The 14,402-nt window shown below is 59.1% G+C and carries 12 protein-coding genes; 6 read left to right on the top strand and 6 right to left on the bottom strand.

Going from position 1 to position 14,402, the window contains the following annotated elements; genetic code table 11:
- Positions 1-77: 77 nt before the first annotated feature.
- A complete protein-coding gene (locus ACYZTU_RS02515) occupies positions 78-1,781 on the top strand; it encodes an alpha-keto acid decarboxylase family protein (RefSeq protein WP_461965135.1) in 1,704 nt (567 codons plus the stop codon).
- Between the two features lie 72 nt (positions 1,782-1,853).
- Here the strand turns inward: ACYZTU_RS02515 and ACYZTU_RS02510 are convergent, their stop codons facing one another.
- The 5 genes from ACYZTU_RS02510 to ACYZTU_RS02490 form a co-directional block, all read right to left on the bottom strand.
- The gene (locus tag ACYZTU_RS02510; protein WP_461965133.1) at positions 1,854-2,648 is read right to left on the bottom strand and encodes an SDR family NAD(P)-dependent oxidoreductase; all 795 of its coding nucleotides are present in this window, start codon (positions 2,646-2,648) and stop codon (positions 1,854-1,856) included.
- Between the two features lie 82 nt (positions 2,649-2,730).
- The gene (locus ACYZTU_RS02505) at positions 2,731-4,200 is read right to left on the bottom strand and encodes an efflux transporter outer membrane subunit (protein ID WP_461967789.1); all 1,470 of its coding nucleotides are present in this window, start codon (positions 4,198-4,200) and stop codon (positions 2,731-2,733) included.
- On the bottom strand, positions 4,197-5,273 hold the full coding sequence (locus ACYZTU_RS02500) for an HlyD family secretion protein (RefSeq protein ID WP_461967787.1): 1,077 nt from the start codon (positions 5,271-5,273) through the stop codon (positions 4,197-4,199). The genes ACYZTU_RS02505 and ACYZTU_RS02500 overlap by 4 nt, the downstream gene beginning before the upstream one ends.
- Before the next feature lie 25 nt (positions 5,274-5,298).
- On the bottom strand, positions 5,299-6,819 hold the full coding sequence (locus ACYZTU_RS02495; RefSeq protein WP_461970939.1) for an MFS transporter: 1,521 nt from the start codon (positions 6,817-6,819) through the stop codon (positions 5,299-5,301).
- A gap of 260 nt (positions 6,820-7,079) precedes the next feature.
- The gene (locus ACYZTU_RS02490) at positions 7,080-7,994 is read right to left on the bottom strand and encodes a LysR family transcriptional regulator (RefSeq protein ID WP_129439381.1); all 915 of its coding nucleotides are present in this window, start codon (positions 7,992-7,994) and stop codon (positions 7,080-7,082) included.
- A 179-nt stretch (positions 7,995-8,173) separates the two neighbouring features.
- Between ACYZTU_RS02490 and ACYZTU_RS02485 the strand changes: the two genes are divergently transcribed.
- Both ACYZTU_RS02485 and ACYZTU_RS02480 read left to right on the top strand, forming a co-directional pair.
- Positions 8,174-8,644, top strand: coding sequence for a universal stress protein (locus ACYZTU_RS02485; RefSeq protein ID WP_461967785.1), 471 nt, complete (start codon positions 8,174-8,176; stop codon positions 8,642-8,644).
- A 50-nt stretch (positions 8,645-8,694) separates the two neighbouring features.
- Positions 8,695-9,471: an enoyl-CoA hydratase gene (locus ACYZTU_RS02480; RefSeq protein WP_449642930.1), complete on the top strand. Its 777-nt coding sequence runs from the start codon at positions 8,695-8,697 to the stop codon at positions 9,469-9,471.
- A gap of 54 nt (positions 9,472-9,525) precedes the next feature.
- Here ACYZTU_RS02480 and lysM read toward each other — a convergent pair whose 3' ends face one another.
- The gene (gene lysM, locus ACYZTU_RS02475) at positions 9,526-9,966 is read right to left on the bottom strand and encodes a peptidoglycan-binding protein LysM (RefSeq protein ID WP_461967783.1); all 441 of its coding nucleotides are present in this window, start codon (positions 9,964-9,966) and stop codon (positions 9,526-9,528) included.
- Between the two features lie 140 nt (positions 9,967-10,106).
- Here lysM and ACYZTU_RS02470 point away from each other — a divergent pair, with 140 nt between their 5' ends.
- The 3 genes from ACYZTU_RS02470 (at position 10,107) to ACYZTU_RS02460 (ending at position 14,286) form a co-directional block, all read left to right on the top strand.
- Positions 10,107-10,994: a LysR family transcriptional regulator gene (locus ACYZTU_RS02470; protein WP_461967781.1), complete on the top strand. Its 888-nt coding sequence runs from the start codon at positions 10,107-10,109 to the stop codon at positions 10,992-10,994.
- Positions 10,995-11,086: 92 nt separating this feature from the next.
- Positions 11,087-11,941 (top strand): formate dehydrogenase accessory sulfurtransferase FdhD, encoded by an 855-nt coding sequence (gene fdhD, locus ACYZTU_RS02465; RefSeq protein WP_461967779.1) that lies wholly within the window; start codon positions 11,087-11,089, stop codon positions 11,939-11,941.
- Positions 11,938-14,286 carry an FdhF/YdeP family oxidoreductase gene (locus ACYZTU_RS02460; RefSeq protein ID WP_461967777.1) on the top strand — a complete coding sequence of 783 codons (2,349 nt, stop codon included), beginning with the start codon at positions 11,938-11,940 and terminating at the stop codon, positions 14,284-14,286. Before fdhD ends, ACYZTU_RS02460 begins: the two co-directional genes overlap by 4 nt.
- Positions 14,287-14,402 lie beyond the last annotated feature (116 nt).

The raw sequence follows: 14,402 nt of genomic DNA, 5'->3' as shown, positions 1-14,402 counted from the left end.
GTGACTAAGCCGCCTTTGAACTGCCTTTAGCGCAGAGAAGACTCGACTCATCAAGGAACTCTGAGGAAAAACGAATCATGGACATGACTATTGGTGATTTTTTATTGCGACGCTTGCGCGAATTTGGCATTCGTCATCTGTTCGGCGTACCCGGGGATTACAACCTGGCATTCCTCGAACAGGTCGAGTACTCGAACGAAATCGAGTTCATCGGCAATTGCAATGAACTCAACGCTGCCTATGCCGCGGACGGCTATGCCCGGACCCAGGGCTTTGGCAGCGTATTGACCACCTATGGCGTCGGCGATCTGAGTGCGCTAAATGGCATCGCCGGCGCCTACGCCGAACGCGTACCGGTGATTCTGATCTCCGGCATGCCGCCCCTGCATGCGATTCTCGACCGCGCGTTGTTGCACCACACGCTGGTCGACGGCAACTACGACAACGTGATGATCACCCTGCGCGAGTTCACAGTGGCGCAAGCCCGCATCACCGTGGAAAACGCTGCAGCGGAAATCGACCGGGTGTTGCTGACCTGTTATCGAGAGCGACGACCGGTTTATCTACAGCTACCGTCGGACCTCGCCACGCTGCAAATCGAAGTGCCTGAGCATCCATTGCAGTTGACCGAAACCCGCAGTGATCCGAACCAACTAAAGGAAGTGGTTGAGCAGATCGTCCAGCGCCTTTCACACGCCAGCACGCCGACGCTACTGGTGGATGCAGATGTCTCGCGTTTTGGTCTGACCGGCCTGGTGCAGAGCCTGGCTGAAACGTTGAATGTGCCGTTTGCAACCATGGCCCCAGCCAAGGCCATGCTGCCGGAATCGCATCGTCTGTTTCTCGGGACCTACGTCGGCGCTGGTTCGGCTCCGAGCGTACGTGAAGCGATTGAAAACTCAGACTGCGTGATCAGCATCGGCGCTCGATTTACCGACACGAGCACGGGTCTGTTTTCGCAAAAATTCAGAGCCGGCTCGTTGATTCAGCTGCACCCCTATGCCGTATCCCTCAACCGTGTCCACTACACCGCCGTATCGGTGCGCCAGGTGCTGGCGGGCGTTCTTCAGCTGGCCACGAAGCGCCTCCAGGCCTGGCCAATGCGCGAGTTGCGCGAGCAACGTTCAGTCACGCCGTTCGAGCCACAACCGGATGCCAAGCTGAGCCAACTGCGCTTCTGGCAACGCATCAGTCACTTCATAAAACCGGGCGATCTGATCATCGCTGAAAGTGGCACTTCTTCAGCCGGCCTCAACGGTTTGAGCCTGCCGGAAGATGTCACCTTCATTTCCCAGCCGATCTGGGGCGCTATCGGTTTCACTCTGCCGGCCCTGCTCGGCTCGCTGGTGGCCCAACCGCAACGCCGGCAGATGCTGTTCATCGGCGACGGTTCGATCCAGATGACCGTGCAGGAGCTGTCATCGATTCTGCGTCGCGACCTCAAGCCGATTATTTTCCTGATCAACAACGACGGCTATACCATCGAGCGCCTGATACTCGGCGAGAACTCCAGCTACAACGACGTCAACCGCTGGCGTTACGCCGAGCTGCCGTATGTACTGGACACGCGCAATCGCTCTCGACGGCTGATCGTGCACACCGAAGATCAATTGGAGGCCGCTGTCGAACAGGCAGCGACAGCCAACGAGCTGGTGTTTATCGAAGTGATGATGGAGCGGATGGATGCCCCTGAGTCGCTCAAGCGTTTCGCGAAGATGTTTGCCGATTTCGATTTCGGTCCCAGTCCCAAAGCGACCGAAACGTTGTCGATGGCAGTCTGAGCCAAAGGCATCGGCGGTGATCACCGCCCATGCCTTCTTGCCCCCAGTGACCTTCAACGGTCACCCTCTGCATCAGGCGATGGAGCGAACCACGCCACCATCGACACGCATCGCCGCACCGGTGGTTGCACTGGCTTGAAGCGACGCCAGATAGACCACCAGATTCGCCACTTCTTCAGTCGTCGCCAAACGCTTGATCAGCGAGCTTGCGCGATGTTGCGCGATGAAGCTCTTCTCCAGCTGCTCAGACGGCACGCCTTGTTCTTCGGCCATCTGCGCGAAGAAACCGCCGACACCTTCAGAACGCGTTGGCCCCGGCAGTACCGCGTTGACCGTCACACCGGTGCCGGCCAGCGTTTCCGCCAGGCCACGAGAGATTGCCAGCAGCGCGGTTTTGGTGGTGCCGTAATGGACCATTTCAGCCGGAATCTGCAACGCCGATTCACTGGACAGGAACAACACCCGACCCCAGCCACGTTCAGCCATGGCCGGCGCATAGTGACGTGACAGACGCACTGCGCTCATCACGTTGACGTCGAAAAAACGCTGCCAGTCGGCATCGGTAATATCAAAGAAACCCTTGGGCTCGAAGATCCCCAGATTGTTCACCAAGATGTCGACATTCGAGACTTTGGAAAACAGTTCCTGCGCGCCTTCCACGGTTCCCAGATCGGCTGCAAGACCGATCAGCCGAGCACCCGGCAGTCGGCTCAGAATGTGCTCGATAGCCTTGCGCACCCTCTCCTCGCTACGCCCGTTGATGACCACTTCAGCACCCGCCTCGGCCAGACCGAAAGCAATAGCCAGACCAATACCGGCCGTGGAACCACTGACGATCGCGCGCTTTCCGTGCAACGATATGTTCATGCTTACTTCCTCCGATGGATGATGTAACGACACAAAAGGCGGACTCAAGGTCCGCCGTAATTGATTCGAAAAGCCTGGCGCCTCAATGAGTGGTACCGGCATCAGCCGTTGCCAGCGGATAAATCGACTGCCAGCCGCCACCTAGTGATTTATAGAGCCCAACCATGGCCAACGAGACCGTGGTCGAGCTTTCCACCAGTTGTTCCTGATTCGCCAACAAGGCGCTCTGAACCGTCAGCACGTTGAGGAAATCCACCACCCCTTCGACGTACTGGCTTTGCGCAGTTTCCAGCGCAATCCGATTCTGCCGCACCGCTTCGGCCAGTCGGTCACGTCGCAGTTGGCTGGCGTTGTACAAGGTCAGCACATCATCAATTTCATGCCAGGCCCGAAGCACCACCTGTTGGTAATCGAGCGCCGCTTCCTGTTGTTGCGCCTCGCGCAACTTGACCATCCCACGCAAACGTCCACCCTCGAAAATCGGCAGGCTCAACTGTGGGCCGATAGCAAATTGGCGCGAGCCCCAGGACCCGAAATCCGATAGCTGCATCGACTGGAAGCCAACGTTGCCGGACAGACGAATGCGCGGATAGAAATCACCCTTGGCCACTCCGATCCCAGCCGTCGCGGCATGCAGACGGGCTTCGGCCTGACGAATATCCGGACGACGCTCGGCCAGCTCCGACGGCAAGCCAATTGCGAAGTTTTGTGGGGTTTGCGGTACTGGCGCCGGTCTTTCCAGTTCGGCCTGCAAGGCTCTTGGTGGCTCGGCCAACAGCAGGCTCAACGCATTGATCAACTGTGCCTGACGCTGTTCGAGCGACGGTAAGCGAGCTTCGACTGCGGCGACCTGCGCAGCGGCTTCCGCCACATCCAGATTGGTCGCGATGCCATCAGCCAAACGCATCTGCGACAGCTTCAGGCTGTGCCGGGAAACATCCAGGTTCTCGCGAGTGACCGCGAGGGTGCTCTGCACGCCGCGCAGCTGAATGTAATCGCGAGCGGTCTCGGCCAGAATCGACAGCAGGACCATGCGCCGGTCGTTCTCAGCCACCTCGACCGATGCATCGGCCACTTCCACTTCGCGTTTGACCCGGCCCCACAAGTCTAGCTCCCAGGCAGCGGTGAAATCGCCCTCCCAGAGATTGAAGGCAGACTTGCCGCCCTTGCCCGAAGGGTCACTCAGGCCCCTGCTGCTGTTGCGTGCCCGCTCATAGCCGACACCGGCATCAAGGCTCGGATATTGATCGGCGGCGATGGTCTGGCGCGCCGCTCGACTCTGCTGCAGACGAGCACTGGCGATTTTTACATCGAGGCTGCTGGTGACAGCACGGCGAGCCAGGGCAGACAACTGCGTATCGTGAAAGATGTCCCACCAGCGCTCTTCAACCGGCGAAGCCTCTGGGCGACTGGCGGCAGCCTGGCCTTGCAGCACGGACCACTTTGCGTTGCCTGGCCCCTGAGGCTTCTGAAAGTCCGGACCGACGCTGCAAGCCGAGAGCATCAACACGCTCGACAACAATAATGGCTGAGCAAGGAAAGTCCGACTCATCGAAGGGTGACCTCTTTACGTGCGTCGTTGCCCTGCGGCTCCTGCGTCTCGATACTCGCTTCCACCGACATGCCCACACGCAGGCGGTTCGCCAACGGTTGATCGGCATCCAGCGCAATCTTCACCGGTATCCGCTGCACGACTTTGGTGAAGTTGCCCGTCGCATTGTCCGGTTTGACCGACGCAAAGGTCACCCCGGTCGCCGGCGCAATACTTTCGACCCGACCGGTGAGGCTCTCGCCACTAAAGGTGTCGACGCGGATCTTCACTGGCTGCCCTGGCTGCACATGCGTCAACTGGGTTTCCTGGAAGTTGCCAACCACATAGGCCCGCTCCAGAGGAACAATCGCCATGATCTTCGCGCCTGGATTGACATAGGCCCCGACACGCGCAGCACGTTCACCGACTACACCATCCATCGGTGCCACAAGACGGGTGTAGGACAGATCAAAACGGGCCCGCTCCAAGGATGCCAACGCATGTTTGTGGCCTCCGTCGGCACTGTCGAGCTGGGCCTTGAGGATATCCACCTGTTTGCGCGAAGCGGCCAAGGCAGCGGTCGAATTGGCCAAGCGGGCGCTGGCTTGATCCACCCGGCTGCGGGCCTGCTGAGCATTTTGCACGGTGCCGGCGCCCTGGCCTGCGAGATGGTTGTAGCGCGTCAGTTCGTGCTCCGCGAAAGCTTGCTCAGCCTTGTCGGCAGCCATCATGGCCTGCGCCTGAGCGATCAATGACGACTGGCGTTCCAGCGTAGCTTTTGCGTTTTGAAACTGCGCCTGCGAAACCAGTGACTGTGCCTCGGCCGCCTGGAGCGCAGCCTGGTAGTCACGATCATCGATTACCACCAGCAATTGACCGGCCTTCACCGGCTGGTTGTCCTCCACCAGCACCTGACTAATAAAACCCGAAACCTTCGGCGCCACCAACGTGTAGTCCGCCGTGATAAACGCATCGTTAGTGGTTTGCAGCGAGCCGGAACCAAACAGGCGCGGCGCTGCCAGGTAGATGACCCCGCCAAGAGCAACCAAGGCAACCGTGTACAAGGCAGTTTTCTGATTTTTACTCGTAGTCATAACGACTTTCTCTCTAAATGGAATGCTATGCCACCGCACGAGGTGGATAGATCCGGGAAGGCATCAACGGGATCAACAGAATCAAGGCCAGTGCCAGCAGCGCCATGCAGTAGTACAAGTCCGAAGACGTCAGTACGACCGCCTGTTCGTGGATGCGATGGGCAAGCCCTGCAGCGTCGCTGTCTGCCAGAGGCGAGTTGCCCAGGCGATCGACCAGCATGGTTGAGTGGAAATGCAGCCGCGCCGTTGTCAGCGCCTCCAGCACGCCGGTAGCAAGGACAGCCGAAAAACCTTTGACGGTGTTGAACCAGGCGGAAGCGAATGGGCCGTCTTGCGGCGCCAGGCCACCGGTAGCGAGCATCAGCAACGGGATCACCGCCATCGGCTGACCAAACACCTGGAAAAGCTGCAAGATGTAGAAGTTGTCACGAATCCACTCGGAAGTGATTTGCGTGCCGCCAGCACAGGCCAGCGCCAGCAATCCAAGACCGATTGCCAGCACCCATCGGCAGTCGACCCGACGGATGTTGCACAAGGCCGCCACCATCGGTAACGCCAGCAACTGCGGCAAGGCCACCATCAGCAATACCGGCGCAGTTTGTACCGGGCGATAACCCTGCACCTGAGCCAGGTAGCTGGAAGGGATGATGATCACCGCCAGCAATACGATCAGTACCCCGCCGAGGGTTAGCAACGAGTGCGACAGGTTCAGGTTGGTCAGCATCTGCAATTTGAAGAACGGCAGCGGGTGCGACCATTCATTAATAAAGAACAACACCAACAGCACCAGACCGCCGCCAAGCAGCCAGCAGATCAGCGTGGACTCGAACCAGTCCAGACGATTGCCCTGGGACAGACCGATCACCAGCGCACAAATCGCCGGCAAACCGAGCAACAGGCCACGCCAGTCAAACTGTTTGAAACGCTCAAAGCGCATCGGGTCCTGCGGCAAGCCATATGCAACCGCGACCATCGCCAACAAGCAGGGCGGGACGATCTGCCAGAACGCCCATTGCCAACCGACGTATTCGGTCCACAACGCGGCCAACGGAGTCCCCAGGCTCGGGCCGAAGGTGGCAGTCAACGCATAACTTGCCAGCCCGTAAAGCTTGACGCCGGGCGGGAGGAAACGCAGCGCGACGGTCATCAGCATCGGCGGCAGACTGCCCCCGGCCAACCCCTGCAAAGTTCGTAACACCATCAGGCTTTCGAGGTTCGGAGCGAACGGGCAGAGAATCCCAAGCACGGTAAACGCACCGATGGCGCTGAGAGTGAAGCGACGCAGGGAGAAGGTGACCGAACACCAGGGCGCAAACGCCATGGCCGAGACTGAGGTGGCAGCGTAAGTGGCGATCAACCAGGTACCTTCATCCGCACCGATATACAGCGCGCCACGAATGTCAGGCATGGCCACTTTGGTGACCATCTCGTTGAGACCGGCCACCAATACGGCAATCAGCACCCCGATCAGCCCAATCACAATACGCAGGCCAAACACTGGCGCAGCGGCCGGTGCGGGTTTCGTCACCTCCAGCGCCGGGGCCATAACAGCAGAGGCTGCGAGCGAACTCACGGGTTCACCCGTCGGCCATCGCCCCGAAAGATAGAAAACAACACAAGGCACATTGAGCCATGACTCCAGGTAAAGGGTTACCTGGATAGTTTATGAAGACGCAATAGTTCCGAAAACTGACATATGGGAAGCTTTAAGCTGCACCCAACGCACGTATCAATCCACAGGCTGCGATAAGCCGGGTCGTGCTCGGCCCGAAGGGGCTTGCGGCGATCCTGGAAGCGCAAGCTGCTTCAAACCCGTGGCGAGGAGTACTTGGCGCAGCTCTCTTTCAACGTCTGACGCAGCCAGCGATGGGCCGAGTCGTTATCAAAGCGTGGATGCCAGGCCTGCATGACCACCACCGTCTCCAGCGCCATAGGGATACGGAACGAACGCAACGGCAACCCCAGCCGCGAGACGCTCCACAACACATGCTCCGGCAGCGGCAGCAACAGGTCGGAATCGGGCAAGGCGAACATCGCCGAGTGAAAGCTAGGAGTGATCAACGCGACACGCCGCTGCAAGCCCATCCCGGCCAAAGCGGTATCGATCGGCCCGGTTGCACGACCGCGTCGCGACACGCTGACCTGCGCATAAGAGGCGAAACGTTTTGGCGTGATTTCTTCCTGAAAGATTGGGTGATCCACCCGGGCCAGGCCGACAAAGGTCGTGGTGAACAGGCTCTGAACTTTGATTTCCGGCCCAAGATTGCGCGTCGCACTGATATAAAGATCGATCCGCCCTTCGCGCAACGCGTCATCCTCGCCCTCGCCTTCCGGCACGAAGCGCAGCACGGTACGTGGGGCCTTTTTGCGCATGATTTCCAGCAGTTGCGCACCAAAGGCCGCGACAAATACGTCATTCGCCCGCAAGTTGTAGCAGCGTTCCAGCGTCGTCAGATCGACCTCGTCACCCGAAAGGAACACCTGCGCCGCTTGTTCGACCAAGCTGCGCACCTGAGCCCGTAATGCCAGCGCCTTGGGTGTCGGCACCAGACCACGCCCGGCGCGCACCAGAATCGGGTCACCGACTGCGCTACGTATCCGGGTCAAGGTCCGGCTCATCGCCGCGGGGCTCAAGCTCATGCGCCGGGCGGCACCGACCACACTGCCCTCGTCCAGCAGCGCATCCAGGGCCACCAGCAGATTCATATCTGGAAGATGCACAACAAACACTCCTTGTGAAAATCAATTAATCCTGGCGCAATCCTAGCAGTTTCTGACCAAACACCAATGCGCGCGAAGCCTGCGCCTTATGCAACTACTAAATGCACGACGAACCATTTACCTAAACGTACGATTTTCCAAGAATACCTGCTTTCCGTTAACTCCCGGTTGGAACAGACATGCTTAGCTCCTTACTCGTTGCTATTGATGGTTCGCCCCAGAGCCGATCGGTACTGGACCTGGCCGCACAGTACTCCAAGCTGAGTGCCTCTCGACTCTATGTCCTGCTTTCCGTCGACAGTGCGTACACCCTGCCTTCGGAAAATGGGCACATCGAGCCTGCAAATGAGCAGGAATATCCCGCAGCCAGCAGTGAGCAACATATAGCCAATAACGCCATGCAAGAGGCCCTGGACTATTTATGGTCACTCGGGCTTGACGCAGAAGGCGTGGTCATTGACGGAGAGCCGGCCTCTTCGATCGTTTCGCAAGCCGACCGGCTGAAGGTTGACTTGATCATCGTCGGCCACCGCCATCTTTCGCGGATCAACCGTATCTTCGACCCTTCAGTCAGCGCCCGAGTCATCGAAGTCGCCCGCTGCCCGGTGCTGGTCGATGTCCGCCACACGCCAGGCCAGCCCAAGCGTTGAGCAGCATTTCGCGGTCTTCTGACCGAGGACCTAAATCTCGCAGGTGATATATGAAACTGGAATACCTTTTATTGGAAAAGCATGGCCATGTGGCGATGATCACCCTCAACCGCCCCGAGGTGCTGAATGCGCTTTCAGCCGGACTGAATGCCGAATTGGCGCGTCTGCTCGATCATCTGGAAACAGATGACGAAACTCACGTAGTGGTGATTACCGGCAATGAAAAGGCCTTCGCCGCCGGTGCCGATATCAAGCTAATGAAGGATTGGAGCTACATGGATGTGTACAAGGCTGACTTCATCACCCTTGACTGGGAACGCCTGAGCACCTTTCGCAAGCCGAGCATCGCTGCGGTTGCTGGCTATGCGCTGGGCGGAGGCTGCGAGCTGGCGATGATGTGCGATTTCATTATCGCAGCGGAAAATGCCCGCTTCGGCCAGCCAGAGATCACCCTCGGTACCATCCCCGGCGCCGGTGGCAGCCAACGACTGGCAAGGTTTGTCGGCAAATCCAAGGCCATGGACATGGTTCTGACCGGGCGCACCATGGATGCCGTCGAAGCCGAACGATGCGGTCTGGTTAGCCGTTTAGTGCCGACTGCCTCGCTGCTCGACGAGGCACTGAAGATAGCCTCACGCATCGCTGGCTTCTCATCCCCGGTAACACTACTGGCCAAGGAAGCGGTAAACCGCGCCTTCGAAACCAGCCTGGCAGAGGGCGTACGCTTTGAACGCCGGCTGTTCCATTCGACTTTTGCAATCGAAGATCAGAAAGAAGGCATGAACGCGTTCAGTGAAAAACGCCCGCCGCAGTTCAAACATCGCTAAGCAGGCAAGCAGGAATCGGAATTCAGCCAGGCTCGAAAGCCTGGCTGAAAAGCATCACTCAGGAATACGCAATACCTGGCCGGGATAAATCTTGTCCGGGTGCGACAGCAGCGGTTTGTTGGCTTCGAAGATTTTCTGATACTTGTTGGCGTCTTTGTACTCAGCCTTGGCAATCGCGCTGAGGGTGTCGCCTTTTTTCACGGTGACGAAACGCGCCGCCTGAGCGACCGGGCCGGTCACGGTGATCTGGTCGTCAACGCTGCTGATACCAGCAATGTTGCCCACGGCCAGCAGAATCTTCTCTTTCTCTTCCTGGCTGGCGACTTCACCGGTCACTATGACTTTATCGCCATCTACTGTCGCCTGAACATTCGGATTGCCCAGGCCGACCTTGTTGATGTGTTCCTTCAACTGCTCGCTCGCATTGGCATTACCCGGCGTTAACAGGTCAATAAGCTTTTCGCCCGCTTCTTTCACAAAGCTAAAAATACTCATGATGCACTCTCCTTGGGTTTATGAGGTCCAGACGCGAAAGACTAGACCAACAGCAAAGAACGAGGTTGCGATCCGACCAATGACTCAAGTGCTCTGCAAGCGCGTTAGAATCTGGAGCCTGACCGCGCTCTGGAGAGAAGATGGACATCAAGCAACTGAAATTCCTCATCGCCCTCGACGAAACCCGGCATTTCGGCCAGGCCGCCGCGCGTTGTCACATCACCCAGCCGACCCTGTCCATGCGCCTGCGCAGCCTCGAAGAAGAACTCGAGTTGCCGCTGGTCAATCGCGGTCAGCGCTTCGAAGGTTTCACCGCACCGGGTGAGCGGGTGCTGGCCTGGGCGCGCACCGTGCTGGCGGCCTACGACGGCTTGCAGGCCGAAGCGGCTGCCTGTCGCGGCAATCTGGTCGGTACGTTGCGTCTGGGTGTGGTGCCACTGTCGAGCTTCGATCCGCTGCCGCTGATGCATCGACTGCACGCCGAGCACCCGAACCTGCGCTTCGAACTCTCAGCACTGAGTTCCGAACAGATCCTCGAACAACTGGCGAACAATCGCCTGGATCTGGGCGTGTCGTACCTGGAGCGACTGGACGGCGAACGCTTCGACTCCCTGGCGTTCAGCGAAACCCGCATGGGTCTGCTCTACGATCAGCGCTTCTTCAGTTTCGGCGAGGCGCCGCTGAGCTGGGAATCGCTGATCGAACTGCCGCTGGGCATGCTCACCAGCGGCATGCATTTTCGGCAGTCCATCGACCACAACTTCCACAGTCGCGGCCTCACCCCACAACCCTTGTTGCAGACCGATGCCGTCCACCAACTGTTACAAGCGGTATACGGCGGACTATGCTGCGCCGTGATGCCGCTGGACGGCGGCCTGGAAAAACTGACCGATCATTTGCGCCTGCAACCCATCGAAAATGCCCAGACCCTCGCCCGGCTGGGCCTGATTATGCGTCGCAGTGCCCCGCGTTCGGCGCTCGCGGAAGCCTGTTTCGCGATTCTTCAGCAATCGCTGTCGAGCTCTTGATCGACGCCATCTATCGGTAGATCAGTATTAGCGATTAGACGCGTCAACTTGACGCGCCTAGGCTTAAAGCTAATCAAACCGTCGGTGAAACCATGAACGCCAAGCGCCCTGCCTGCGCGGCGCCTGCCCTCGAAACGCCAGCGCCCGCTGCCAGCCAGACCTACAGTTACTGCGATCTTCGCCACACCGAAACGCAAAGCGCCGAATCGGCCAGCACGGCGCTAGCCGAAGAAGTTGCGTTGGCGATTGCCTATAACGGCATCAGCCAGGCTGTGATGCTGGTGACGCCAACGGATCTGGAAGACTTCATCGTCGGCTTCAGCCTCGGTAGCGGCATCATCGAAGACGCTTGCGATATTTATGACCTGCAACTCAGCGGCTCGGGATCGGCGCAGTACGCGCAAGTGACCATCGCCAACCGCGCCTTTTGGAATCTCAAGCAACAACGTCGGCAAATGGCTGGCACCAGCGGTTGCGGACTTTGCGGTGTCGAAGCGGTCGAACAGGCGTTGCCAGACCTCAAGGTTCTGCCCGGCGCACCCTTGCCGCCTGCCGAATGGCTCGATGGTTTGCGGCAGCGCATCGGTGCGTTCCAGCCGCTTGGCCAGTACTCCGGCGCAGTGCATGCCGCCGTGTTTATGAACAGTCAGGGCCAATTGCTGCTGGGTCGCGAAGACATCGGTCGACACAACGCCCTCGACAAGCTGATCGGTGGGCTGATCCGGCAGAAGATCCCGACGACCGGCGGGCTGGCGATTGTCACCAGCCGTTGCAGCCTCGAATTGATCCAGAAAGTATTGCGCGCAGGCATCCAGACCCTGGTCAGCCTGTCGTCGCCCACGGGCCTTGCCGTGCAATGGGCCCGTCGTCACAACCTCAATCTCATCCACCTGCCGCAGAAAAGTGCACCGCGGGTCTACAGCCCAGCGTTGGAGAATCAAGCGTGAGTCAACATCGTCAAGCCGACCAGAAACCCGTCCCCCGCTACAAGCCCTACAAAGGCCCAGCCGGTGGCTGGGGCGCGCTGATCAGCGTCGCCCAGGCCTGGTTGAACAGCGATAACGCGCTGAAAAACATCCGCATAATGCTCAAGACCAACCAGAACGGCGGCTTCGACTGCCCCGGTTGCGCCTGGGGCGATTCTCCGGAAAAGGGCATGGTGATGTTCTGCGAGAACGGCGCCAAAGCGGTGAACTGGGAAGCGACCAAACGCCGTGTCGACGGTGCGTTTTTCGCCAGGCACAGCGTCAGTTCATTGTTGGAGCAGAGCGACTATTGGCTGGAATATCAGGGCCGCCTGACCGAGCCGATGAGCTACAACGCCGAAACCGATCGCTACCAACCCATCAGCTGGGATGATGCCTTTACCCTGATCGCCAAGCATCTGCGCGGCCTGTCGAGCCCGGATCAGGCCGAGTTCTACACCTCGGGCCGCGCCAGCAACGAAGCGGCGTACCTGTATCAATTGTTCGTGCGCGCCTATGGCACCAATAACTTCCCCGATTGCTCGAACATGTGCCACGAGGCCAGCGGTGTGGCGATGGCGCAAAGTGTCGGCGTTGGTAAAGGCACCGTAACCTTCGACGACTTCGAACACGCCGATGCGATTTTCGTCTGGGGCCAGAACCCTGGCACCAACCACCCACGGATGCTCGAACCGTTGCGCGAAGCGGTGAAACGCGGCGCTCAAGTGGTGTGCGTCAACCCGCTGAAGGAACGCGGCCTGGAACGCTTCCAGCATCCGCAGCACCCGTTCGAAATGCTCACCAACGGCGACAAGCCGACCAACACCGCGTTCTTCCGTCCGGCCCTCGGTGGCGACATGGCAATCCTGCGCGGCATGGCGAAGTTCCTGCTGCAATGGGAGCGCGAGGCGCAGAAGACTGGCGCTGAAGCGGTGTTCGATCACGACTTCCTCAATGAACACAGCGTCAACGTGCTGGACTATCTTGCCGCCATCGACGATACCCCGTGGGAGCAGATCGTCGAGCAGTCCGGCCTGCCACTGGTGGAGATCGAGCAAGCGGCGCGCATGTACGCCAAGAGCAAGAACGTCATCATGTGCTGGGCCATGGGCATCACCCAGCATCGCCATTCGGTGTCGACCATCCAGGAAATCGCCAACCTGATGCTGCTGCGCGGCAACATCGGTCGGCCGGGCGCCGGCCTGTGCCCGGTGCGCGGCCACAGTAACGTGCAGGGCGACCGGACCATGGGCATCAACGAGCGTCCGCCAGTGGCGTTCCTCGATTCCCTGGAGCGCCGCTTCCAGTTCAAGGTGCCACGTGAAAATGGCCACAACGTGGTCGAAGCGATTCATGCCATGGCCGACGGTCGGGCGAAAGTCTTTATCGGATTGGGCGGTAACTTCGCCCAAGCCACCCCGGACAGCCCACGGACTTTCCAGGCCCTGAGTAACTGCGACCTGACTGTGCAAATCAGCACCAAGCTCAACCGCAGCCATTTGGCTCACGGTAAAGACGCGCTGATCCTGCCGTGCCTGGGCCGCACCGACATCGATATCCAGACCGAAGGCCCGCAAGCGGTGACCGTCGAAGACTCGTTCAGCATGGTTCACGCCTCCAACGGCCAGTTGCAGCCGCTGTCGAACCAGATGCGCTCGGAGCCGTCGATCATTGCTGGCATTGCCGCCGCGACCCTGGGCAGCAAACCGGTGGACTGGACCTGGCTGGTGGCTGACTACAATCGCATCCGCGACCTGATCGCCGACACCATTGTGGGCTTTCGCGACTTCAACGAGAAGCTCAAGAACCCGGGTGGTTTCCACCTGGGCAACAGCGCCGGCGTGCGACGCTGGAACACACCGTCGGGGCGCGCAAATTTCCGTCCGAACATCCTGCCTAAAGATCTGGTGCACGAACGCACTCGCGCCACCGGCGTATTGCCGGACCTGATCATGCAGTCAATGCGTTCCCACGATCAGTACAACACCACGATTTATGGGCTTGATGACCGCTATCGCGGAGTGAAAGGTCAGCGTGATGTGTTGTTCGTCAATGAAGCCGACATCATTCGCCTGGGGTTCAAGCCGGGGCAAAAGGCTGACATCGTTTCGATCTGGGATGATGGCCGTGAGCGCCGGGTGAAAGGCTTTACGCTGCTGGCGTTTGATATTCCTGCCGGGCAAGCGGCGGCTTACTATCCGGAAGTGAATCCGCTGGTGCCGCTGGAAAGCATCGGGGATGGCAGCCATACGCCGACGTCGAAGTTTGTGGCGATCCGGTTGGAAGCGGCGAGTGAGACCCGGCTCATCATGGCCAAATCGGCCTGACCCTGATCGTTCCCACGCGGAGCGTGGAACGATCAACAATTTTCAAACGCCCACAAAAAAGGCCGTTTTTTCACAAAAACGGCCTATCCGAAGTAGCTAAAGACCGGCGAAAAACA

The organism is Pseudomonas sp. HLT2-19-2 (genome assembly GCF_054898005.1).
Note: the sequence above shows the minus strand (reverse complement) of the source record. Positions and strands in the feature narration are given on the sequence as shown.

Bases quoted from the DNA above. Each gene is read 5' to 3' on its own strand.
- ACYZTU_RS02500 (WP_461967787.1), bottom strand. From the start codon at position 5,273: ATGACTACGAGTAAAAATCAGAAAACTGCCTTGTACACGGTTGCCTTG.
- lysM (WP_461967783.1), bottom strand. From the start codon at position 9,966: ATGAGTATTTTTAGCTTTGTGAAAGAAGCGGGCGAAAAGCTTATTGAC.
- ACYZTU_RS02495 (WP_461970939.1), bottom strand. From the start codon at position 6,819: ATGGCCCCGGCGCTGGAGGTGACGAAACCCGCACCGGCCGCTGCGCCA.
- ACYZTU_RS02470 (WP_461967781.1), top strand. From the start codon at position 10,107: ATGGACATCAAGCAACTGAAATTCCTCATCGCCCTCGACGAAACCCGG.
- fdhD (WP_461967779.1), top strand. From the start codon at position 11,087: ATGAACGCCAAGCGCCCTGCCTGCGCGGCGCCTGCCCTCGAAACGCCA.
- ACYZTU_RS02515 (WP_461965135.1), top strand. From the start codon at position 78: ATGGACATGACTATTGGTGATTTTTTATTGCGACGCTTGCGCGAATTT.
- ACYZTU_RS02505 (WP_461967789.1), bottom strand. From the start codon at position 4,200: ATGAGTCGGACTTTCCTTGCTCAGCCATTATTGTTGTCGAGCGTGTTG.
- ACYZTU_RS02480 (WP_449642930.1), top strand. From the start codon at position 8,695: ATGAAACTGGAATACCTTTTATTGGAAAAGCATGGCCATGTGGCGATG.
- ACYZTU_RS02510 (WP_461965133.1), bottom strand. From the start codon at position 2,648: ATGAACATATCGTTGCACGGAAAGCGCGCGATCGTCAGTGGTTCCACG.
- ACYZTU_RS02485 (WP_461967785.1), top strand. From the start codon at position 8,174: ATGCTTAGCTCCTTACTCGTTGCTATTGATGGTTCGCCCCAGAGCCGA.